This is a genomic window from Methylobacterium amylolyticum, from assembly GCF_030700245.1.
GTDB lineage: Bacteria > Pseudomonadota > Alphaproteobacteria > Rhizobiales > Beijerinckiaceae > Methylobacterium.
On the sequence record NZ_JAUYZI010000035.1, the window covers coordinates 1 to 20,222 of the forward strand.

The 20,222-nt window shown below is 71.7% G+C and carries 21 protein-coding genes; 10 read left to right on the forward strand and 11 right to left on the reverse strand.

Translation table 11 applies throughout. The annotated features are described in order from the left end of the window. Nucleotides 1-91: 91 nt before the first annotated feature. Together Q8W71_RS22060 and nhaA are read right to left on the reverse strand one after the other, a co-directional pair. A complete protein-coding gene (locus tag Q8W71_RS22060) occupies nt 92-1,849 on the reverse strand; it encodes a carbamoyltransferase family protein (RefSeq protein ID WP_305527562.1) in 1,758 nt (585 codons plus the stop codon). Between the two features lie 8 nt (nt 1,850-1,857). Beyond that, nucleotides 1,858-3,081 carry a Na+/H+ antiporter NhaA gene (nhaA, locus tag Q8W71_RS22065; protein ID WP_305527563.1) on the reverse strand — a complete coding sequence of 408 codons (1,224 nt, stop codon included), beginning with the start codon at nt 3,079-3,081 and terminating at the stop codon, nt 1,858-1,860. A 119-nt stretch (nt 3,082-3,200) separates the two neighbouring features. On the opposite strand from nhaA, the gene Q8W71_RS22070 reads away from it, so the two are divergent. Both Q8W71_RS22070 and Q8W71_RS22075 read left to right on the forward strand, forming a co-directional pair. Next, a complete protein-coding gene (locus Q8W71_RS22070) occupies nt 3,201-3,512 on the forward strand; it encodes a hypothetical protein (RefSeq protein ID WP_305527564.1) in 312 nt (103 codons plus the stop codon). Nucleotides 3,513-3,601: 89 nt separating this feature from the next. Beyond that, entirely contained in the window at nt 3,602-4,069 is a 468-nt protein-coding gene (locus tag Q8W71_RS22075; protein WP_305527565.1) for a type II toxin-antitoxin system VapC family toxin, read from the forward strand. A 15-nt stretch (nt 4,070-4,084) separates the two neighbouring features. On the opposite strand, the gene tlpA is transcribed toward Q8W71_RS22075, so the two are convergent. Beyond that, entirely contained in the window at nt 4,085-4,726 is a 642-nt protein-coding gene (gene tlpA, locus Q8W71_RS22080; RefSeq protein WP_305527566.1) for a thiol:disulfide interchange protein TlpA, read from the reverse strand. Nucleotides 4,727-4,768: 42 nt separating this feature from the next. Here tlpA and argH point away from each other — a divergent pair, with 42 nt between their 5' ends. The 3 genes from argH to Q8W71_RS22095 all read left to right on the forward strand — a co-directional run bounded on the left by argH (nt 4,769) and on the right by Q8W71_RS22095 (nt 7,423). Further along, nucleotides 4,769-6,157, forward strand: a complete 1,389-nt coding sequence (gene argH / locus Q8W71_RS22085; protein ID WP_305527567.1) for an argininosuccinate lyase — start codon at nt 4,769-4,771, stop codon at nt 6,155-6,157. A 119-nt stretch (nt 6,158-6,276) separates the two neighbouring features. Next, a complete protein-coding gene (locus tag Q8W71_RS22090) occupies nt 6,277-6,546 on the forward strand; it encodes a hypothetical protein (protein ID WP_305527568.1) in 270 nt (89 codons plus the stop codon). A gap of 145 nt (nt 6,547-6,691) precedes the next feature. Beyond that, nucleotides 6,692-7,423: an invasion associated locus b family protein gene (locus tag Q8W71_RS22095; RefSeq protein WP_305527623.1), complete on the forward strand. Its 732-nt coding sequence runs from the start codon at nt 6,692-6,694 to the stop codon at nt 7,421-7,423. A 10-nt stretch (nt 7,424-7,433) separates the two neighbouring features. Here the strand turns inward: Q8W71_RS22095 and Q8W71_RS22100 are convergent, their stop codons facing one another. Together Q8W71_RS22100 and Q8W71_RS22105 are read right to left on the reverse strand one after the other, a co-directional pair. Further along, complete coding sequence (locus Q8W71_RS22100; protein WP_370875497.1) at nt 7,434-7,733, reverse strand: hypothetical protein; 300 nt, start codon at nt 7,731-7,733, stop codon at nt 7,434-7,436. Nucleotides 7,734-8,121: 388 nt separating this feature from the next. After that, nucleotides 8,122-8,808: an HAD family hydrolase gene (locus tag Q8W71_RS22105; protein WP_370875498.1), complete on the reverse strand. Its 687-nt coding sequence runs from the start codon at nt 8,806-8,808 to the stop codon at nt 8,122-8,124. Nucleotides 8,809-8,961: 153 nt separating this feature from the next. On the opposite strand from Q8W71_RS22105, the gene Q8W71_RS22110 reads away from it, so the two are divergent. After that, nucleotides 8,962-9,282 (forward strand): PetM family of cytochrome b6f complex subunit 7, encoded by a 321-nt coding sequence (locus tag Q8W71_RS22110; protein ID WP_305527569.1) that lies wholly within the window; start codon nt 8,962-8,964, stop codon nt 9,280-9,282. Nucleotides 9,283-9,300: 18 nt separating this feature from the next. Here Q8W71_RS22110 and Q8W71_RS22115 read toward each other — a convergent pair whose 3' ends face one another. Further along, nucleotides 9,301-9,738, reverse strand: a complete 438-nt coding sequence (locus tag Q8W71_RS22115) for a PAS domain-containing protein (RefSeq protein WP_370875499.1) — start codon at nt 9,736-9,738, stop codon at nt 9,301-9,303. Nucleotides 9,739-9,961: 223 nt separating this feature from the next. Between Q8W71_RS22115 and msrA the strand changes: the two genes are divergently transcribed. Together msrA and Q8W71_RS22125 are read left to right on the forward strand one after the other, a co-directional pair. Beyond that, nucleotides 9,962-10,618 (forward strand): peptide-methionine (S)-S-oxide reductase MsrA, encoded by a 657-nt coding sequence (gene msrA, locus Q8W71_RS22120; RefSeq protein WP_305527570.1) that lies wholly within the window; start codon nt 9,962-9,964, stop codon nt 10,616-10,618. A 69-nt stretch (nt 10,619-10,687) separates the two neighbouring features. Beyond that, complete coding sequence (locus Q8W71_RS22125; RefSeq protein WP_305527571.1) at nt 10,688-10,981, forward strand: hypothetical protein; 294 nt, start codon at nt 10,688-10,690, stop codon at nt 10,979-10,981. Between the two features lie 4 nt (nt 10,982-10,985). Here Q8W71_RS22125 and mepA read toward each other — a convergent pair whose 3' ends face one another. Further along, entirely contained in the window at nt 10,986-11,900 is a 915-nt protein-coding gene (gene mepA / locus Q8W71_RS22130; protein WP_305527572.1) for a penicillin-insensitive murein endopeptidase, read from the reverse strand. A 95-nt stretch (nt 11,901-11,995) separates the two neighbouring features. Between mepA and Q8W71_RS22135 the strand changes: the two genes are divergently transcribed. Then, nucleotides 11,996-12,379, forward strand: coding sequence for a PRC-barrel domain-containing protein (locus tag Q8W71_RS22135; RefSeq protein ID WP_305527573.1), 384 nt, complete (start codon nt 11,996-11,998; stop codon nt 12,377-12,379). A 69-nt stretch (nt 12,380-12,448) separates the two neighbouring features. Here the strand turns inward: Q8W71_RS22135 and Q8W71_RS22140 are convergent, their stop codons facing one another. The 4 genes from Q8W71_RS22140 to Q8W71_RS22155 all read right to left on the reverse strand — a co-directional run bounded on the left by Q8W71_RS22140 (nt 12,449) and on the right by Q8W71_RS22155 (nt 19,024). Further along, nucleotides 12,449-13,066, reverse strand: a complete 618-nt coding sequence (locus tag Q8W71_RS22140) for a ParB-like protein (RefSeq protein WP_305527574.1) — start codon at nt 13,064-13,066, stop codon at nt 12,449-12,451. 511 nt (nt 13,067-13,577) lie between these two features. Next, entirely contained in the window at nt 13,578-14,387 is an 810-nt protein-coding gene (gene xth / locus Q8W71_RS22145; protein WP_305527575.1) for an exodeoxyribonuclease III, read from the reverse strand. A 55-nt stretch (nt 14,388-14,442) separates the two neighbouring features. Beyond that, a complete protein-coding gene (locus Q8W71_RS22150; RefSeq protein ID WP_305527576.1) occupies nt 14,443-15,402 on the reverse strand; it encodes an outer-membrane lipoprotein carrier protein LolA in 960 nt (319 codons plus the stop codon). A 127-nt stretch (nt 15,403-15,529) separates the two neighbouring features. Further along, a complete protein-coding gene (locus Q8W71_RS22155) occupies nt 15,530-19,024 on the reverse strand; it encodes a DNA translocase FtsK (protein WP_370875500.1) in 3,495 nt (1,164 codons plus the stop codon). A 187-nt stretch (nt 19,025-19,211) separates the two neighbouring features. On the opposite strand from Q8W71_RS22155, the gene Q8W71_RS22160 reads away from it, so the two are divergent. Next, entirely contained in the window at nt 19,212-20,213 is a 1,002-nt protein-coding gene (locus Q8W71_RS22160; RefSeq protein ID WP_305527577.1) for a HEPN domain-containing protein, read from the forward strand. The last annotated feature ends 9 nt before the right edge of the window (nt 20,214-20,222 follow it).

The following is a 20,222-nucleotide window of genomic DNA, read 5'->3' on the forward strand; positions in this document are numbered from 1 at the left end:
CGCGGCGGGGATGTCGGCGCGTGTTATTTGCGGCGGGGGGGCGGGGCGGTGAACCGGCGCCGCGCCCTCCCCCGGGAGGGCGCGGCGCCTCTCATTTCACGACGATCCAGTCCTCGACCACCAGGGCGTCGAGGCCGGTGGTGTAGAACATCAGGATCGCGTCCTCCGCCCCGTGGAGGATCGGTTTGCCCATCACGTTGAAGCTGGTGTTGAGCAGGATCGGCACGCCGGTGAGGTCGCGGAAGGCGGCGATGAGCGCCGCGTAGGCCGGGTTGCGCGCCGCCGTGACGCTCTGGAGCCGCCCGGTGCCGTCGGCGTGGACCACGGCCGGCACCCTGTCGCGGACGGCCTCGCGCCAGACCAGGGTCCGCTCCATGTAGGGGCTGTCGGCGTAGTCCTCGAACCAGTCCGGCCCGGCCTCGGCGAGGATCGAGGGCGCGAAGGGCCGGAAGCCCTCGCGGTACTTCACCTTGGCGTTGAGCGCGTCCTTGGCGCCGGCCGGCCGGGGATCGGCGAGGATCGAGCGGGCCCCGAGCGCCCGCGGCCCGAACTCCGCCCGCCCCTGCACCCAGCCGACGAGGCCGCCCGCGGCCAGGATCCGCGCCGCCTCCCGGGTCACGGCATCGTGCCCGAGTTTTTTCGCCCGCGGCTCCTGCTCGGCCAGCCGCTCCATCGGCGCCGTCGAGACGCGCGAGCCGAGATAGGGGGTGAGCGGGCGCGCCGCGGGCGGCGGTCCGGCCCAGTCCGGGTTGTCCTCGGCGAAGGCGAGCCACGCCGCGCCGACCGCGTTGCCGTCGTCGGCCGGCGCCGAGGGCACGTGCAGCCGCGCGAAGCCGGAGCGGCCGAGCACCCGGCCATTGTACGAGGAGTTGAGCCCGCAGCCGCCGCACAGCACGAGGTTCTCCCCCGGCGCCAGCGCGTAGGCCTCCGCCACGAGCACGTCCATCAACTCACAGAAAAAGTCCTGGCCGCAGCGGGCGAGGTCGGGCCAGCCGGTATCAAGAGCGTCCGACGGCCGCCGCGCCAGGATCGCGGCGGCGGTGCTGCGGACCGTCGCCGCGTCGGCGAAGCGCAGGCGGCCGCGCTCCACCGTGCAGAGGCGTCCGAGCAGCGCCGACAGTTCCGGGTCGCGGCGGCCGTAGGGGGCGAGCCCCATGATCTTCCACTCCTCGCCCTTCACCTGATCGAAGCCGGCGAGGTCGGTGATCAGCCCGTAGAGGAAGCCGAGCGAGCCGCGCCCGCGGTGGCGGCGCACCTCCGCGATCCGGCCCGCGCGCATCCGGTAGACGGCCGCCGCGCCGGTCTCGCCCATGCCGTCGACGACGAGGGCGGTCGCCGCGTCGAACGGGCTGCCCCACAGGCCGTAGGCGGCGTGGCAGAGATGGTGCGGGTAGCGCCGCTGCCCGGCGACCGTCGCCCGCGGCGCGGCCCCGGTCAGGCGCGCCTCCTGGTTGAGGGCGAGCAGCGTCCCGTGGCCGGCCCGCTCCTGGGCGAGGTGCAGGTCGGCGATGAACACCCGCTCGGCCTGCTCGGGCACGAACGAGGCGTTGAGCGCGGTCGAGTGGCGGCCGAGCGCGGCGAGGTCGAAGGCCCCCGCCCCCGCCTGCCCGCGCAGGAAGTCCGAGAATTGCGGCCCCCAGGTCGAGGCGACGACGATCTCCGAGCCGTGCGGGACGTATTCCCTCAGGAGCGAGGCCATCCGCACCGGCGGGTCCGGCTCGCAGTTCGGCGCGCGCTTGTATTGCAGGATCCGCTCGGCGGCCTCGGCGAAGAGCAGCGTCCCGTCCGGCCCGACCAGGGCCAGGGCCGGGTCGTGGAACGTGGTGGCGAGGCCGAGATAGAAGCGCATCGTGCGGGTTAGCCGGCGCCGGACCGCCCGGCAACGGCGCGCCGGGGCGCCAGGATCAGCACGAGCGCGCCGACGAGCCCGGACAGGAGCGAGCCGGCGAGCACCCCGAGCTTCACCGCCGCCTCGTTGCCCGGGCTCGGGAAGGCGAGGCCGCCGATGAACAGGCTCATGGTGAAGCCGATGCCGCACAGCACCGCCACCCCGTAGACCTGCCCCCAGCCGGCGCCGGCGGGCCGCTTCGCGACCCCTAGGGCGACGGCGAGCCGCAGGCTGGCGAACACGCCGACCTGCTTGCCCACGAACAGGCCGGCGGCGATCCCGAGCGTCACCGGGTGGAGCAGCGCCTCCGGGCCGAGCCCGGTCAGCGTCACCCCCGCGTTGGCGAAGCCGAACACCGGCACGACGCCGTAGGCGATCCACGGCGTCAGCGCGTGCTCCAGCCGGTGCAGCGGCGAACGCACGTCCTCCGGTCGGCCGGGGCTCGGGCGGATCGGGATCGTGAGCGCCAGCGCCACCCCGGCCACCGTGGCGTGGACCCCGGAGCGCAGCACCGCGACCCACAGCACCAGCCCGAGGGCGAGGTAGGGCGACAGCCGCGTCACCCCGGCCCGGTTGAGGCCCCAGAGGGTGGCGAGCACCAGCGCCGCGAGTCCGAGCATCCCCGGATCGAGGCCGCCGGAGTAGAACAGGGCGATGATCACCACCGCGCCGAGATCGTCGACGATCGCCACCGCGCTCAGGAAGATCTTCAGCGACACCGGCGCGCGGGCACCGAGCAGCGCCAGAACGCCGAGGGCGAAGGCGATGTCGGTGGCCGCCGGGATCGCCCAGCCCCGCAGGGTGTCGCCGCCGAGGTTGAAGGCGGCGTAGACCAGCGCCGGCACGACCATGCCGCCGAGCGCCGCGAGCCCCGGCAGCACCCGGTCCGGCCACGTGCGCAGGCGGCCGTCGAGGGCCTCGCGCTTGATCTCCAGCCCGACGAGCAGGAAGAACCCGGCCATCAGGCCGTCGTTGATCCAGTGCTCCAGGCTGAGCGGGCCGAGCTTGGCGTGCAGCGCCGCCGCATAGGCCCCCGCGAGCGGCGAGTTGGCGACCGCCAGCGCCAGGGCGGCGGCTGCCATCAGCACCAGCCCGCCCCCCGCCTCGCCGGTCAGGGCGGTGCGGATGGCCGAGAGCGGCCGGGGACGCGGGTTGCCGGAGCGGGGACGGTGCGGCGGGGGCGGCGATGACATCGGGCTCGCCTTGCCGGGTGGCGCGGGCGGGGGCAAGCCTTGTCGCTCGTACCGTCCTGCGGCTGGTCGCCTGCCACGAGGCGCGCTAACCTGCGCGCGCTGATGGCAAGGAGATCGGGGTGACAGCGTCGAAGCCTGCGATCCGACCTGACGACGCGGAGCGCGCGGCCTCCGCGCGGGTTCACGCCACGATTCTGGAGGAAGCGCGCCGCGCCGGGCTTCTCGATGAGGCCGTGACGGAGCAGGTGAGCTTCAGCGCGCCGCCCGCCCTGGTCGAGGCTGCCAAGCGCGAGGCCGGGATCGAGTCGACCCGCGAACTCGGTGTCCTCGCCCTGGCGATGCTCGCGCGGCCCGATCCGGTCGCCGCGTTCCTGCGCCGGACGGACGGGCGGCTCGGAGCCGACCACGACCTCGACACCGGCTCGCGTTGAGCGCGGATCTCCGCGCCGCGCTTCGGCGGCGCAAACCGGAGCGACGGACCGCGCGGCTGACGCGGCGCCCGATCCCAGATTGGACGGCCTTGGACGGGGGTGCCCCCACGGCCCTGGTTCTCGACACCGCGGTCTACATCCACGGGGCGGCCGGCCGCCTTCCGTCCGGCCTGCGCGACCTCCTCGAACGATCGCTGCTGTTCCACTGCGCGGTGGCGCTCACCGAGTTGTCCGTCGGCGTCGCCGCGGCCGATCCTCGGAGTCCGCACTGGACGGCGCTGCGCGACCACTACACCGAGCTTTTCGCTCAGATCCCGGAGACGCGGCTGCTGACGCCCGATCCGCAGACCTTCATCGAGGCCGGGCTGGTCGCCGGAGCGCTGGCCCGCCTCCAGGGCTACCAGCCCCATCAGCGCGCCGCCTGCCTCAACGACGCGCTGATCCACCTGACCGCCGCGAAGGCGGGCCTGCCGGTGCTGACGGCGAACGGCGGGGACTTCGACCTGATCCAGCAACTCGCGCCGGAGGGCCGCTTCATCGCCTATCGACCGGACTGACCGACCGCACCGCCCTCACCCCGTCCGTCCCAGCGCCGCCCGGATCAGCGCCAGCCCGTCCGGGCTCGACCACTCCGCCGGCCCCTTCATCACGCCGATGGTGCAGCCCGTGGCGTCGATCAGCATCGTCGTCGGCAGGCCGGCCGAGCCGGTATCGCGCTGGATCGCCGGCAGCACCCGGCCGCCGGGATCGGCGTAGAAGGCGAGATTCGCGATGCCGGCCTGGCGCAGCCACTCCGCCGGCTTGTCGAGGTTGCGCGTGTCGACGTTGATCGCGACCACGGCGAAGTCCGGGCCGCCGAGCGCCGCCTGGAGCCGGTCGAGGGCCGGCATCTCCGCCTTGCAGGGGGCGCACCACGTCGCCCAGAGGTTCACCAGCAGGAGCCGGCCCTTCAGGTCGGCAAGCCCGGTCTCCGCCCCGTCCGGCCCCTTGAAGCGCACGTCGGGCGCGGGCCGCGGGGCGGGGGGCGCCTGCATCGCCGCGACCTGACCCCGGGCGGCCGCCTCGACTCGGGCGAGCCCCGGGGCGGAGGCGCCGCAGGGCACGGGCCCCGTGTTGCCGCCCACGAGACCGCTCCCGTATAGGGCGAGCCCGGCGAGCGCGGCGAGGCCCGCGCCGGCGACGAGCGTGGTGACGAGCGTCCTGCGAGCGGGCATCAGGCTTGCCTGGCGGGGATTGCGGGGCGGGGAGCGGGCGACATGAGCAACCGGATGTGGGGCGGGCGCTTCGCGAGCGGCCCCGCCGAGATCATGGAGGAGATCAACGCCTCCATCGGCTTCGACAAGCGGCTGGCCCCCCAGGACATCCGCGGCTCGCTGGCGCATGTCGCGATGCTGGGGGCGGCCGGCATCCTGCCGGCGGAGGATGTGGCCGCGATCGAAGCCGGGCTCAAGTCCGTGCAGGGCGAGATCGAGGCGGGGACCTTCGTGTTCCGGCGCGAGCTCGAGGACATCCACATGTCGGTGGAGAGCCGGCTCACCGAGATCGTCGGGCCGGCGGCGGGGCGGCTGCACACCGCGCGCTCGCGCAACGACCAAGTCGCCACCGACATGAAGCTGTGGGTGCGCGACACCCTCGACGCGCTCGACGGGCAGGCCGCCGCCCTCCAGCGGGCGCTGGCCGAGACGGCGCTGGCGCAGGCCGGCACGGTGATGCCGGGCTTCACCCACCTGCAATCGGCCCAGCCCGTGACCTTCGGCCACCACTGCCTCGCCTACGTGGAGATGCTGGCGCGCGACCGCGGCCGGTTCCGCGACGCGCGGGCGCGGCTCAACGAGTGCCCGCTCGGCGCGGCGGCGCTCGCGGGCACCGGCTTCCCGATCGACCGCCACGCCACCGCGGCGGCGCTGGGCTTCGACCGGCCGACCGCGAACTCCCTGGACTCGGTCGCCGACCGCGACTTCGCGCTGGAGGCGCTCTCGGCCGCCTCGATCTGCGCGGTGCACCTTTCGCGCTTCGCCGAGGAATTGGTGGTCTGGACCTCGGCCCAGTTCAACTTCGTGCGGCTGTCGGACGGGTTCACCACCGGCTCGTCGATCATGCCGCAGAAGCGCAATCCCGACGCGGCCGAGCTGGTGCGCGCCAAGGCCGGGCGGATCGTCGGCGCGCTGACCGGCCTGCTCATCGTGATGAAGGGGCTGCCGCTCGCCTACTCGAAGGATATGCAGGAGGACAAGGAGGGCACCTTCGACGCCCTCCAGGCCCTGTCGCTCTGCCTCGCCGCGATGACCGGCATGGTGCGCGACTTGGAGCCGAACGCCGAGGTGTTGGCCCGCGCTGCCGGCTCGGGATTCAGCACGGCGACCGACCTCGCCGACTGGCTGGTGCGCGAGCTCGGCCTGCCCTTCCGGCAGGCCCACCACGTCACCGGCCGCCTCGTCGGCGCGGCCGCCGCCCGGGGCGTCGGGCTGGAGGATCTCACGCTCGCCGAGATGCAGGAGGCCGAGCCGCGGATCACGGAGGCGGTCTACGCCGTGCTCGGGGTCGAGAACTCGGTCGCGAGCCGCACCAGCTACGGCGGCACCGCCCCCGACAACGTCCGCGCGCAGGCGAAAGGGTGGCTCGACCGGCTCGGGGATGCCGGCTGAGGGGCTGTGGATGCGTGTGGATATGATGCGGCGCAACCTGGGGGCGGCACGCGCGTTCACCGCTCAGCTAAGTTCGCCGCGTTAGTCGGACCCGCCTGATCCGGAGAGACCGCCACGCCATGCCGATCGAGAGTTGGACGACCCAGGAGGAGACTCCCGATCTGGCGGCCCACGCCACGGCGATGATCGACGCCGCCCTCGTGGGCAAGCCGCTGGCGCGCGACGCCTACTGGGCGGCGGTGCGCAAGGGCTACAACACCCCCTACAACGACCCGCCGCGCAAGCGCCCGGCGGCTCCCGCGCCGGAGCCGGTGCTGGAGATCGCCCTCGGCGCCGAGCCGCTGCCGGTGATCGTCGCGGCCGTGGCGGCCGAGGCTCGGGCGGCCTGAGCGGAGCGCGCGCATCGCGCGGTCTGCTGCGGATCGCGCGTCCACCGGCGGCTCGGGGTCGCCATCTTGCCGACGTTTTACGCGGGCTTCACAGTTCCCGTGTTCCGGCGCGTCCCCTCGGCCGCGCCGCTACCAGGAAGTGATGATGGTCCGCGTTCGCCGCCTGCTCCCGGCCGGAGCCCTCGCCCTGCTCGCCGCCGGCCCCGCCGCGGGTCTCTCGGTCGGCGCCTCGGGCGGCCTCCTGGCCGGCGCGCTCGGCGGCGCGGCCCTGTCGACGACCGCGGCGCTGGCCCAGGACGCCGGGGCCGAGGCGCCCGCGGAGGGTTCCGGCCGCCGGTCCCGGCGCCGCGAGCGGTCGCGCAAGACGGAGCACAAGGCGGCGACGCCGCCGGGCATGCAGCAGGCCGCGCCGGTGGCGATCTTCGGCGACTGGAACGTGTTCGTGAACGGCGAGGGCCGCAACCGGATCTGCTACGCCATCGCCCAGCCGACCGCCCGCACGCCCAAGACCCTGAAGCGCGACACCGCCTACCTGTTCGTGACCGTGCGCAAGGGCGAGAACGTCCAGAACGAGGTGGCGGTGATGCTGGGCTTCCCCTCGAAGCCCGCCGCCGCGCAGGTCAAGCCGGGCTCGGCCGCCGCCCCCACAGACCCGAGCCTCAATCTCGGATCCGCCCGCTACGGCCTCGTGGTCAAGGACGGCAATGCGTGGTTGCAGAACCAGGCGGAGGAGACGCGCGTGGTCTCCGAGATGAGCGGCCGCAACCCGAAGCTGATCATCAAGACCACCTCGATGCGCGGCAACCCGACCGCCGACGAGTACGCGCTCGCCGGCTTCGCGGAGGCGATGAAGCGCACCCGCGAGGAGTGCAGGTAGCGGCCGATGCTCAGACTGCGAGCGCCCGCAGGCTCCGGCGGGCGTCGGGGCTGATACGCGCCCGGACCCGCTCGCGGGCGGCGCGGGCCGCCTGCTCGGCGCTGCGGAACACGGCGCCGTCGAGACCGTCGAAATCGCGGCTCGACGAGAAGAACCGCACGCCGCGCCCCTCGGGCACGGCGATGCCGGCGGTGACCTCGCCGATCTCGATCACCCGCGCCGGCGCGGCTTGCGGCTCGGAGCGGTCGCGATCGAGGGTGGGGACGGCGTCGGGGCGGTCCGCGGGCATGGTGGCGTGAAGGCTGTACATCGGATGTCGGGCTCCGTCGGCCGGCAGCAAGAGCCGTGCCTGAAGGCGGTGACGCGCGGGTGACGGTTTCGTCCGGGACGATGCGGTCAGCGTCGACAGTGGCGCGGTGCGCGGGGAGCCGGGATTCGATGCGGGAGACGAGCGAAGGTCTTCAACAGGTCCTCCAGACTGAAGGACTACGAGGCACGAGCGCCGTCGCAGTGCTTTAGCATTTGATGACGCGGTGCAAGCTACGGATTTCAAATCACCGCGGCTGAAGGCAACAACCGCCCTCAACGGATATCAAGATGGCGGCTCGAACGCCGGCCGTCAACGGAATCGGTTTCCGAATTCTTCGCGCAGCTTGGCAGAACGACGCCGCCGAAACGCACTTCGGGAGGCCGATGCGTCAGGCGCCCGAGATCACCGCGGCGAGGTCGGTGAAATCGGAGAAGATCCGGGCCGCGCCGGCCCGCAGCAGGTCGGCGCCTGCCGGATCGTGGCCCCAGTGGCCGCCGCCGGTGAAGCCCGCCACCCGCATTCCCGCCGCCCGCGCCGCCGTCACGCCCGGCACGCTGTCCTCGATGACGAGACACGCCGCCGGCGCCGCGCCCATCCGCTCGGCGGCGAACAGGAACAGGTCGGGATGCGGCTTGCCGCGCGGCACCTGCACCGAGGAGAAGACGTTGCCGGAGAACAGCGGCAGCAGGCCGGTGAGGGTCAGGGAGTGGCGCAGCCGCACCGGATCGCTGCTCGACGCCACGCAGATCGGCAGGCCGAGCGCCGGGATCGCCGCGGCGGCGCCGCGCATCGCCCGCAGCTCGGCGTCGAAGATCCGCAGCGTCTCGGCCTTCACCGCCTCGACGAAGCCCGGGGGCGCCGCGATCCCGTAATCGGCGGCGATGTGGGCCATGATCGAGGGCATGGACGTGCCGGCGAAGCGGGCGCGCACCGTCTCCTGGTCGATCGGCACGCCGATGCGGTTGAGGCCCGCGGTGAGGCAGGCGAGGCTCAGCGGCTCGCTGTCCACGAGGACGCCGTCGCAGTCGAAGATCACGAGCGCCGGCGGCACGGTCGGCTCTGTCTGCACGCTCACGTCGGTGGGGTCCTGCCGACGGCCTGCCGCCGCCCGGGCGGCTGTGGCACGCGCCCGGCGGCGCGGCAACCGCTTGCGCCCTGCCCTCCGGCCCCGTAGGCCGTTGCCGCGCCCCGACGGCGCGGCTCGAAGATCTGCCTCGAAGACCCCGCGATGTTCCGTTTCCTGGCCCGCCTGCTCGGATTCCTGCTGATGGCCGGCGGCTTCGTGGCGCTGGTCTACGACGGGGCCCGCTCCATCGCCAACAACGGCCTGCGGGTGACGCCGCTCTCCGAGGTGATCCTCACCCTGTTCAAGGACAAGGCCGGCGCGCTCCAGGCCGGGGTCGAGGGCACGGCGCCCTGGCTGTGGAACCTGCTGGTGCTGCCGCTGACCCTCGCGCCGGCCTCCCTGGTCGGCCTTGGGCTCGGCGCCGCGCTGCTGTGGCTCGGCCAGCCCGGCCGCGAGCCGATCGGCTTCCTGACGCGGCCCTGAGAGTCCGCGCTCGCGCGTTCAGCCGCGCGCCGCCAGGGCGGCCTCGGCCTCGGCCAAGCGCTCCTTCAGCCGCGCGATCTCGGCGTTGAGGTCGTAGTGCTCGGTGACGTCGAGCTGCGAGGCGAAGAAGTAGACGACCTGACCCGCCCCGTCGCGCACCGGCCCGAGATAGAGGGCGTTGCGGAAGGTGGTTCCGTCCTTGCGGTAGTTCAGCAGGTCGATCTGGATGTCGGCCTCCTCGCGGATCGCGGCGCGGATCCGGTCGACCGCCGCCGGGTCGGTCCCCGGCCCCTGGAGGAAGCGGCAGTTGCGCCCCGTCACCTCCAGCCGGGTGTAGCCGGTGAGCTTCAGGAAGGCGTCGTTGGCGAAGACGATCGGGTTGTCGAACTGGCGCGGATCGGTGACGATCATCGGCATGCGGGTCGCCCGCACCGCCGCCGCGAACGGGTCGCCCACGTGCGACTCCGCCTGCAGATTGCCTGTGGTCCCGCCCGTAGCCACCGGCTGAGCCCCCCTTCGCGATGCGCCGTCGTTCCGTGCGTCTAAAATCAGAAAACTGCGGCCAAGGTCCAGTCCCGCGAGCGGTTTCCGCGTGCGTCGCGACACCGGACCGGCGGGGCGCTTCCGCGCGGGCGGCCCCGACCCCATATCTCGCGGTGATCCGAGACGAGGCGACCCGATGTTCCTGTTCCGCAAGCGCGCCGAGATGCCGAACCCCGCCGATGCCCTGCCGGGGCGCCCGACCCCGCTGCCGACCGCGCGGACGCACTTCGTCAACGGCAACCCGCTGAAGGGGCCCTACCCGCCGGGCACCGAGACGATCGTGCTCGGCCTCGGCTGCTTCTGGGGGGCCGAGCGCCGCTTCTGGCAGATCCCCGAGGGCGTGTTCGTGACGGCGGTGGGCTACGCCGGCGGCTACACCCCGAACCCGACCTACGAGGAGGTCTGCTCCGGCCGGACCGGCCACAACGAGGTGGTGCTGGTGGCCTTCGACCCCGCGGTGCTGCCGCTCGACGCCGTGCTGCGGACCTTCTTCGAGAGCCACGATCCGACTCAGGGGATGCGCCAGGGCAACGATGTCGGCACGCAGTACCGCTCCGGCATCTACACCGGCGGCCCCGGGCAGGAGGCGACCGCCCAGGCGGTGCGGGCGGCCTATGCGGCGGCGCTCAAGGACCAGGGGTTCCCGGACGTGACAACCGAGATCGTGCCCCTGACGGAGTTCTACTTCGCCGAGGAGTACCACCAGCAGTACCTCGCCAAGAATCCGGGCGGCTATTGCGGGCTCGGCGGCACCGGCGTGAGCTGCCCGGTCGGCGTCGGGGTCGCGGCCTGACCGGCCCTCGCCGGCCGGCCGCCGCGCCCCAGATGGCGGGCGGATGGACACCGTGAGGAGAGGCCGGCCGTGACGCAGGATACCCCGGAGATCGACGTCACCGCCCGCCGGCTGGCCGAGTCCGTCTACGTCGCCTTCGCGCAGCAGGCGACGATGCCGGCCCACCCGCTGGCCGAGCAGACGGTGGTGACGCGGCTCGTCGAAGCGATCCGCGGCCGGCTGCCCGGCGGCTCGGGCGACGAGATCGCGGCGGCGATCAACGGGGCGCTCGACGCCTGGGAGGCGCGGGAGCCCGAGGTCCGGGGCCCGCGCGTCGCCGCGGTCGATCTGGCCGCCGGGACGGCGACCCTGCGTCCGGCGTGATCCGTCAGGGCGCCGTCAGCACCGCCCGGCAGGCCGCCGGGAGGGCCGCCATCGTCATCGGCGGCTTCGGCTTGGGCTTCACCTTCGGCGGCTTGGGGTGGAGGATCGCGTCCGAGAACCAGTAGGCGAGGTCGCCGCAGCCGTCGCCGGAGGGCGGCGGGTCCTGCGACTGGCAATCGTCCTGGCCGGCGGGGCAGGCCAGCCGGATATGGTAGTGGTAATTGTGCCCGTACATCGGGCGCACCTTCGACAGCCAGCGCCCGCCCCCGGCCTCGCGGCACAGGGCCTTCTTGATCGCCGCGTTGACGAAGATCCGCTCCACCTCCGGCTGCTCGGCGGTGAGCTTGATCAGTTGCAGGTGCTGCGGCGTCCAGACGTTCGGGTCGATGTCGAGGCGGTCCGCCCGGACCATGTCGGTGGCCGAGGTCTCCTCGCGCTCGGCCCGGCTCATGCGGTGGCCCGGCATCGGCGTCAGCCACACGTCGGCGTCGATGCCGATCTGGTGCGAGGCGTGGCCGGTGAGCATCGGGCCGCCGCGGGGCTGGGACATGTCGCCGACGAGCAGACCCGGCCAGCCGACGCGGGTCGCCTTGGACGAGAGGCGCTCGACGAAGTCGACGAGGTAGGGCGTCCCCCACATCCGGTTGCGCGAGGGGCGCATCACCTGCCAGTTCGGCCCGTCGAGCGGCAGCGCCTCGCCCCCCGAGAAGCAGCCCTTGGCGTAGAAGCCGTGGATGCGCGCGGGCCCGGCGGCGCCGCGGGTGACGCGGCCGAACAGGGCCTTGGCCGGGGTGCCCGGCGCGTCGGGATTCTCCAGCGGGGGCAAGGGCTTCGGGTTGACGCTGCCCCGGTCCTGGGCCTGCGCCCCGGTGCTGAGGGCCGCGAGGGCGACGAGGCAGGCGAGGCGCGGGATCGGCATGCGGGTCCGGGAGCGGGCGGAGCGGGCGGTCCGGAACGTCGCCCGGCGCCGGGGCGTTTTTCGGGCAGGATGTAACACAGTTCAGGGGGACCGCGATGGCGCAGACGTCGGAGCCGGCGGCGCGGGAGCCGCGCAGCCTCATCGCCAGCGACCGGGTGATCGGCACCGACGTGCGCCGCCCCGACGGCACGAAAGTCGGGCGCATCGAGCGGCTGATGCTCGACAAGCTCTCGGGCCGGGTCGCCTACGCGGTGATGAGCTTCGGGGGATTCCTGGGGCTCGGCGAGGACTTCTACACCCTGCCCTGGAGCGTGCTGCGCTTCGAGCCGGACCAGGACGCCTACGTCGTCGACATCACCGAGGACCAGTTGCGCGCCGCGCCCGCGCGCACTCCCGAGGGCACCGATCCGGCCGAGGACGGCGCCTGGGAGGAGCAGATCCACCGCTACTACAACGCCGCGCCGTACTGGGGAATCTGACGGCGCCCGGGAGCCTCGCCGGGCGCGCGCGAGGAGGCGACGGCGGCATAGCCCGGATGACCGGACGGTTCACCCCTTGGACGGCCCGCACCAGCCCGGAAGGTAGCCCGCGTCCTTCGCCCTCGCGAGGCTCATCGCCTCCTCCAGGGCGGCGTCGAAATCGTTCTCGACGTGCTTCGCCTTGATGTTGCGGCGCAGGTAATCCGCCCACAGGAACTCGCTGAACGGCGTCGTGTCCTTGGCGAAGCCGCCCGCCCGGCGCAGTTCCCCGGCGAGGCTGCGGAACGGGTCGTCGGCGAGGTCGGCGATCACCTTCGGGATGTCCTCGAACGGCTGCCGCACGCCCTTCGCGTCGTAGGGGTGCACCCAGGACTTGTGATCGCAGACCGTCCAGAACGCGTCCTTGTCGAGCTTGTGCAGGTCGGCGACCACCGTCACCAGCACGGCCTCCTGCCCCTCGGCCAGCAGGGCACGCGCCAAGTGGTGGTGATCGATGAGGTAGTGGTTCTTCTTGGGCCCGAGCAGCGTCGGGATCATGTGGGAACCGAGGAATTCCTTCTTCTTGTCGGGATCGTAGGTGCGCCAGCGGCGGCGCTTCTCCTCGACCTCGCGAAGCCCCACCGTCATCTGCGTCGGGCGCAGCTCGGCGATCGGGACCAGCTTCAGCCGCGGTTCGCGGATGGCCATGCGTTCGTCTCCCCCGGAAACCTGTGCGCAGATGTCACACGGGCTGGCCGGAGGGAAGGCATCGCGCGGTCACGTTTCGCGGACCGGCGCGCACCGCAGTCGCCGAGGGACGGGACCCGGACGCATACGCGTCGCCCCGGCGGCGCGGCTCGAAAGGGGTGCGGGATCCGAGACTCGGCCGACGCCGCCGGCCCGAGATGCATCGGAGGCGCGTCCCGGGCCGGGTCCGGCAGGCCGTCGATCCCAATGGCGTCGGCGCCGATCCCGACCGGTTCGATCCGGCACGCGGCGCACCGCATTGGGGAGGCGGCCGGCGGTGAGATCGGCCGCCTGCGGGGTCTCTCGGGCGTCAGAACGAGCGGTTGCGGGCACCGTGCGGACCGCCGTAGCGGCGACGCAGCCAGGAGACGACCTTGGGGAGGAGGAAGGCGATCAGGATCTTGCGCACGGGCGGACTCGCATCATCACGGGGTTGTGAGCGAGCAATGTCCGGGGCCGTCCCGGGTTCCGCTCACAGCTCCAGCGTCAGCGTCACCGGCGCGTGGTCGGAGGGGCGCTCCCAGCCACGGGCGTCGCGCAGCACCTCGACCTTGCGGACCGTGCCGGCGAGATCGGGCGAGACCCAGGCGTGGTCGAGGCGCCGGCCCTTGTCGGCGGCCGACCAGTCGGGGGAGCGGTAGCTCCACCACGTGTAGATCTTCTCGGGCTCCGGGGTGAGGTGGCGCGCCGCGTCGATCCAGCCGGCCTCGCCGCGCAGGGTCTCCAGCGCCTCGGTCTCCACGGGGGTGTGGCTCACCACGTCGAGGAGCTGCTTGTGCGACCAGACGTCGTGCTCCAGCGGCGCGACGTTGAGGTCGCCGACCAGGATCGCCGGGCCCGAGACCCGCCGCCCGCCCCAGGCGCGCAGCTCCTGGAGGAAGTCGAGCTTGTGCGCGAATTTCAGGTTCAGCCCCCGGTCGGGCACGTCGCCGCCGGCCGGCACGTAGAAATCGTGGAGCACGATCCCCGCCGCCCCCCCGGCCTCCGGGCCGAGCACCGCCGAGATGTGGCGGGCGTCCTGGCGCTCGCAGAAGCCCATCACGTCCCGGGTGTGCAGGGGGAAGCGCGACAGGATGGCGACGCCGTTGTAGCCCTTCTGGCCGGCATAGACGACGTGCTCGTAGCCCGAGCCCCGCAGCGCCTTCAGCGGGAAGGCGTCGTCCGGGCACTTGGTCTCCTGGAGGCAGAGCACGTCGGGCCGCTGCTCGGCGAGGACGCGCAGGACGAGGTCGATGCGCAGGCGCACCGAGTTGATGTTCCAGGAGGTGACGGTGAGGCGCAACGCGGGGAACTCTGTGCGGGACGGACCGGGCGAGCGCCTGAGAGAACTCAAAACCTCACTGGCGCTGCGACTGCTGGAGTGCCTGCTGCGCCGCCTTGTCCTCGGCGCGGCCGTAATTGATGAAGAACAGACCGCCGTCGAGGCTCTTGCCCTTCTGGAGGTTCGAGAGCTGCACGATCGTGAGGTAGCCCTGCGGGTCGGTGATCCGCCACTGCGACAGGGTCTTCACGTCGGCGTCGAAGAAGAGCTGGATCTTCGAGGTGCCGCCGAAGGTCGCCCGGTCCTCCAGGCTGATGCGCACCCCGCCGGGATCGTTGCTCACGTCGGTGACGCTGAGGTCGCGGGCGAGGTCGATCTTCTCCCGCAGCAGGAATTTCAGCGGGGTCTGGGCGATGAAGTAGAGATCCTGCGTCGCGAGCTTGCGGTCGCGCACCGCCACCGAGGTGCCGTCGGCCACCACTTCCAGCGGCGAGGGCTGGTCGTAGTCGAAGCGCAGCCGCCCGGGCTTGGCGATGTAGAGCTTCCCGCCGATCCGCCGCCCGTCCGCGCCGATCTGCATGAACGCGCCGGTGAGCGTCGACATGCCGTTGAAGTAGGCGTTGGCCTGGGCGAGCACGGTCGCCGCGTCCGCCGGCTCGGCGGCGGCGGGCGCCACGGGGGTGCCGACCGCCGCGACCCGCGGCTCGGCCGCCCTGGACTCGGCCCCCTTCTCGGCGCCCTTCGCGCCGGGCTTGATGCTGGCGGTCTTGTCCGGGGCGCCCTTCTCGGTCCCCCCCTTCTCCGCAGCCTTGGCGTCCTTCTTCGGCGCCGGCTTCTTGGCGGCCGGGGCGGGCGCGGGAGCCGGGGCGGCCTCGGGGGCCGGCTCGGGCGCGGGCTGCTCCTTGCGGCCGAACAGCCCGTCGAGGAACGAGCTCACCTGCGCCTGCGCCGGCGCGGCGACGAGAAGGGGCGCGAGGGCGAGCCACAGGCCCGCCGCGAGCTGGGGGCCGGCTGTGCGCGTGCGGCGGCCGATCATCGGCAAACTCTCCTCGGGGCCTGCGGGCGACGCGCGGCCCGGGCGGAAACGGCGGGCGGGACTCGTCCGCTTAGAGCCCCGCCCTGTGGCGAAGATGCGACGCGCGCGCCGCGACGTCTCGCCGGGATCAGTCGTCGTCGTAGGCCACCCCGGCGCCGTGGGGTGCACCGGCGACGAGGATCTCGCGCTTGCCGGCGTGGTTGGCCGGCCCGACGATGCCCTCAATCTCCATCCGCTCCATGATCGAGGCGGCGCGGTTGTAGCCGATCTGGAGCCGGCGCTGGATGTAGCTCGTCGAGGCCTTCTCGTCGCGCAGCACCACCTCGATGGCCTGCTTGTACAGCTCGTCCGAGTCTCCTCCGGCTGCCGCCGCAAAGGCGCCGATGTCGAACACCGTGGCCTCCTCGGCCTCCTCGGCGCGCTCGGCCTTCTCGGCCTTGGCGCCGCGGCCGGACTTGCCCTCCTTCGGCGCATCCTCCGGCGCGTCGTCGGCGGTGACCGCATCGAGGTAGCTGGGCCGGCCCTGGCGCTTGAGGTGGGCGACCACGCTCTCGACCTCGCTGTCCGAGCAGAACGGCCCGTGCACCCGCGTCGTGCGCCCGCCCCCGGCCATGAACAGCATGTCGCCCTGGCCCAGCAACTGCTCCGCGCCCATCTCGCCCAGGATCGTCCGGCTGTCGATCTTGCTGGTCACCTGGAAGCTGATCCGGGTCGGGAAGTTCGCCTTGATCGTGCCGGTGATCACGTCCACCGACGGACGCTGCGTGGCCATGATCAGGTGGATGCCCGCCGCCCGCGCCATCTGTGCAAGCCGCTGGATCGCCCCCTCGATGTCCTTGCCCGCCACCATCATCAGGTCGGCCATCTCGTCGACCACGATCACGATGTAGGGGAGCGCGGAGAGGTCCATCTCCTCCTGCTCGAACACGGCCTCGCCGGTCTCGCGGTTGAACCCGGTCTGGACCGTGCGGGTGATGACCTCGCCCCGATCCCGGGCCTCCTTCATCCGGGCGTTGTAGCCGTCGATGTTGCGCACGGCGATCTTGGCCATCTTCTTGTAGCGCTCCTCCATCTCGCGCACGGCCCATTTGAGGGCGATGACCGCCTTCTTCGGGTCGATGACGACGGGGGAGAGCAGGTGCGGGATGCCGTCGTAGACCGACAGCTCCAGCATCTTGGGGTCGACCATGATGAGGCGGCACTCCTCCGGTTTCAGCCGGTAGAGCAGGCTGAGGATCATGGTGTTGATCGCCACCGACTTGCCCGAGCCGGTGGTGCCGGCCACGAGCAGGTGCGGCATGCGCGCGAGGTCGGCGATGATCGGCTCGCCGCCGATGTTCTTGCCCAGACACAGCGCGAGCTTGTGCTTGCTCTCGTAGAAGTCCGGCACCGAGAGCAGCTCGCGCAGGTACACGGTCTCGCGGACCTCGTTCGGCAGCTCGATGCCGATGACGTTGCGGCCGGGCACGACCGCGACGCGGGCCGAGACCGCCGACATCGAGCGGGCGATGTCGTCCGACAGGCCGATGACGCGGCTGGACTTGGTGCCGGGGGCGGGCTCCAGCTCGTAGAGGGTGACGACCGGGCCCGGGCGCACCGCCAGGATGTCGCCGCGCACGCCGAAATCCTGCACCGTCTGCTGGAGGTTGAGGGCGTTCTGCTCCAGCACGTCGGCGTCGACTTCCTGCGCGTCGCTGCCCTGCGGCTGGGCCAGCAGATCCAGCGACGGCAGCGTGTAGTCGGCGTTCTCGACGCTCGCGATCTCGAGGTGGCGGTTGGCCGGGATCCGGTGGGTCCGCGGCGCGACCACCGGCACGGACGGCGCCGGGGCGGCGGGCTCCTCCGCGAAGGGCAAGGGCGTAACGGACTCGGCCGCGACGGGCTCGGGTTCGCCGGCCGCCGGCTCCCCGGCCGTGATCTCCGCGATGGCGGGCTCCTCGACGGGCTCGGGCGCCGGGGCGAGCCGGCCGCGCAGCAGCACGGGACGCGGCGGGATCGGGATCACGACCCGCTCGGCGGGCTCGGCCGCGACGCTTGCGGGGGCCGGCGCGGGCTCGACGGGCGCTGCCGGGACGAACGGCGCCGGGACGAACGGCGCCGGCACGGCCGCCGGGACGGCCTCGGCCTCGGGCGCGGCCGGGCGGGCGGGCTGGCCGGCCGCGCGGATCGCGGCGCGGGCCGCCATGGCGCAGAGCGCGCGGCGCGGCGCCGCGGGAACGGGCTCGGCCGGAGCGGTCTCGGCGACCGGCGGGGTCTCGGCGGGAGGCGCCTGCGCGGCGCTGCCGGGCCCGAAGACCAGCGACAGGGCGGGCCGGACGGGGAGGAAGGCCACGTGGTTGGCGGCCTCCGCGCCCTCACGGTCGTCCTGGCGGCTGCCGTTGTCCTGGCCGTCGGCCGGAAGCGGCGGCTGGTCGAAGCGCACGAGCCGGTCGAGGACGTAGACCGGCTTCGGCGGCAGCGCCCGCAGCAGCGAGATGTCGACCGGCACCGAGACGAAGCGCTCGGCCGCCTCCAGCGGCATGGGCGCGCTCACCCGGGCGATCCCGATCGCGTCGATCCCGGCCGCGACCGGTTCGCCGGGGACGATGGCGGGCGGGGCGGCCTCGGGGACGGCTCCGGGCTCCAGCCCCGCCCAGACCTCGACCGACGACCAGTCGTCGCCGAACCAGGGCTGCGCCCCCGACCAGTCGGGCAGGTCCGACCAGTCGCGCGGCTCGGCCGGGACGGACGCGACGGCCTCGGCGACGCGGTCGACGGGGGCGGGTGCCGGGACCGGCGGGACGGGCTCGATATGCGCGGTCGAGGCCGACAGCTCGACGGCCGGGCGGGCGGGGCGCCGGTCGGGCGTGCGGAAGTAGCGCACGCCGGGCGGGGCGACGAAGGGCTGGCGCCAGAGCGGCACGTCGGCCGGCACGGCCTCCGCGACGCGGGTCTCCGCCTCGCGCTCGACCGTGCGGGCCGCCTCGACCCGGACGGCTTCGGCGCGCACGGCGTCCTCGCGGGCGGTCTCGACGGCGACGAGCGCCGCCTGGGCCTCGGCGCGGGCGCGCTCCAGAGCGACGCGCTCGGCCTCCAGGGCGCGCTGGCGGCGCTCCTGCAGGACGGAATCGGGGGTGCGGGTGTAGCGCACTGCGGACGGCGCGGTGGACGGCGCGGCCGGCATTGCCGGTGCGGCGGTCACCGCCGCCTCCGGGGCTATCGCCGCGGGCCGGCGCGGCTGGCGCACCAGCACGCCCGGCGAGGACGCCTCGCGGTCGATGCGGCTCTCGGGTCGCTCGTCCGCCCGGGACGCGTCCCGCATGTCGAGGCTCGCCCGGTCGTCGAAGACGTGGTCGGGCCACAGGCTCTCGCGCGGCGCCGACCGCGGGGCGCGCTCGGGCCCCTCGCGGCCGACCATGGCGGCCGGCGGCGTCAGCCAGCTCGGCTCGGCGCGCCGGCCCGGGGCGCCGTAGCCGACGCGGGCGGGACCGCTGGCGGCCCCGGTCAGGCGCCGGGTCAGCGTCGCCCGCAGGGCCATCAGGCGGTGGGCCAGGGCCCCGAGGGAGAGGCCGGAGCGGTCGCCGCCGCGGACCGGCCGGGCAGGGTCACGGTGAGAGTACGGAGGCCGTCCCGATGCGCGCATGGGTTCTCGAACGATACTCGAAACAGGGGGACCCGCCCGTGGGCAGGCGGCTCCCGACGAGTTAGAACCGGTAGCGTTAACGGAGGCTTGAAAAGCGGACGGCGACGTGAACGCACTGGGAATTCTCGAAACCAATAGGACGTAGTACACCAACAGCAATCGATGCATTTAAGGCATGATGATAGCGATGACGGACGACGTAATATCAAGCGACGACATAAAATCGGGACTTGTTGCAGAATGGATGCAATTGATAGATGCATCTCTTGCTAGAAGATCCGTTGATATTTCTTCTCGTTTATGGCCGGCTTGCGCGCTATTCGTTGAACATGCCATTGTGAGTTTTGGTTCAGGCGAAGATGCTATTATCCCTGATGCTGAAATGCGCATGAAGTTTTTCGATAGCAAGTCGTTCCAAGAGTTTTTTATATTAATTTTAGACTGGTATAGGAAAAAATATGGTAAGTCGTTCGATACAAAGGACGATTGGGTGCTAAAGGGAGTCACGATCTTCTCGGGAGTGCCCTTTGAGTTGCGCGTGCCCGTGCTGCATAAAAAATCCTCAAGCAGGGAATATTTAGAGATAAAATTCTCTGAGAGCGTTGAGGATGATGAATTTGCTCTTGATTGGATTGCTGATCCACCGAACTGGGCTGAATTTTCGACTGAGGAAGTTGAAACGATAAGATTGGAAGCAAATTGGCTAGCGGGAAGAATTAGAAAAATAAAATCTGAGCTCCTTACGCCAGAAAGATCAGATAAAATGTGTGAGGCACTGAGCGGCGACATTTCAATGCATTTAGAGACTGCAGCGAACCACATTTTGCAAGGCAGAAGCTACGGTCTGGCTTATTGGGAAAGTCATCAAGCCTGTGAAAAAGTTATAAAATTTATCCTCCGGCAATCAAGCGTGAAATACAACCACATACATAACTTAGTTGAGCTATATAATATGATACCAGATATAAAAAAGAGAAAAATTGGCTCAATAATTATGCATGATCTGCCAGATGGAAGACAAGCAGTCAAAGCCAGGTATAGCGGAAATGGAGAAATTAACCTCGCCGCTGCGTATGCTTCATACAAGAGATCGATTGACTTCGTTGCAAATGCAACGAAGTCTTTTGAATTCAAACACCGACTGGCAGGGCAATCGATGAAAATCCGCAAGCCAGCGTTCATCCCTTGAACCAGTGAG

What these genes read in the sequence shown, in the direction of transcription:
- Q8W71_RS22060 (WP_305527562.1), bottom strand. Translation starts at nt 1,849, where the DNA reads ATGCGCTTCTATCTCGGCCTCGCCACCACGTTCCACGACCCGGCCCTG.
- nhaA (WP_305527563.1), bottom strand. Translation starts at nt 3,081, where the DNA reads ATGTCATCGCCGCCCCCGCCGCACCGTCCCCGCTCCGGCAACCCGCGT.
- tlpA (WP_305527566.1), bottom strand. Translation starts at nt 4,726, where the DNA reads ATGCCCGCTCGCAGGACGCTCGTCACCACGCTCGTCGCCGGCGCGGGC.
- argH (WP_305527567.1), top strand. Translation starts at nt 4,769, where the DNA reads ATGAGCAACCGGATGTGGGGCGGGCGCTTCGCGAGCGGCCCCGCCGAG.
- Q8W71_RS22090 (WP_305527568.1), top strand. Translation starts at nt 6,277, where the DNA reads ATGCCGATCGAGAGTTGGACGACCCAGGAGGAGACTCCCGATCTGGCG.
- Q8W71_RS22095 (WP_305527623.1), top strand. Translation starts at nt 6,692, where the DNA reads ATGGTCCGCGTTCGCCGCCTGCTCCCGGCCGGAGCCCTCGCCCTGCTC.
- Q8W71_RS22100 (WP_370875497.1), bottom strand. Translation starts at nt 7,733, where the DNA reads ATGTACAGCCTTCACGCCACCATGCCCGCGGACCGCCCCGACGCCGTC.
- Q8W71_RS22110 (WP_305527569.1), top strand. Translation starts at nt 8,962, where the DNA reads ATGTTCCGTTTCCTGGCCCGCCTGCTCGGATTCCTGCTGATGGCCGGC.
- msrA (WP_305527570.1), top strand. Translation starts at nt 9,962, where the DNA reads ATGTTCCTGTTCCGCAAGCGCGCCGAGATGCCGAACCCCGCCGATGCC.
- mepA (WP_305527572.1), bottom strand. Translation starts at nt 11,900, where the DNA reads ATGCCGATCCCGCGCCTCGCCTGCCTCGTCGCCCTCGCGGCCCTCAGC.
- Q8W71_RS22135 (WP_305527573.1), top strand. Translation starts at nt 11,996, where the DNA reads ATGGCGCAGACGTCGGAGCCGGCGGCGCGGGAGCCGCGCAGCCTCATC.
- Q8W71_RS22140 (WP_305527574.1), bottom strand. Translation starts at nt 13,066, where the DNA reads ATGGCCATCCGCGAACCGCGGCTGAAGCTGGTCCCGATCGCCGAGCTG.
- Q8W71_RS22150 (WP_305527576.1), bottom strand. Translation starts at nt 15,402, where the DNA reads ATGATCGGCCGCCGCACGCGCACAGCCGGCCCCCAGCTCGCGGCGGGC.
- Q8W71_RS22155 (WP_370875500.1), bottom strand. Translation starts at nt 19,024, where the DNA reads ATGCGCGCATCGGGACGGCCTCCGTACTCTCACCGTGACCCTGCCCGG.
- Q8W71_RS22160 (WP_305527577.1), top strand. Translation starts at nt 19,212, where the DNA reads ATGACGGACGACGTAATATCAAGCGACGACATAAAATCGGGACTTGTT.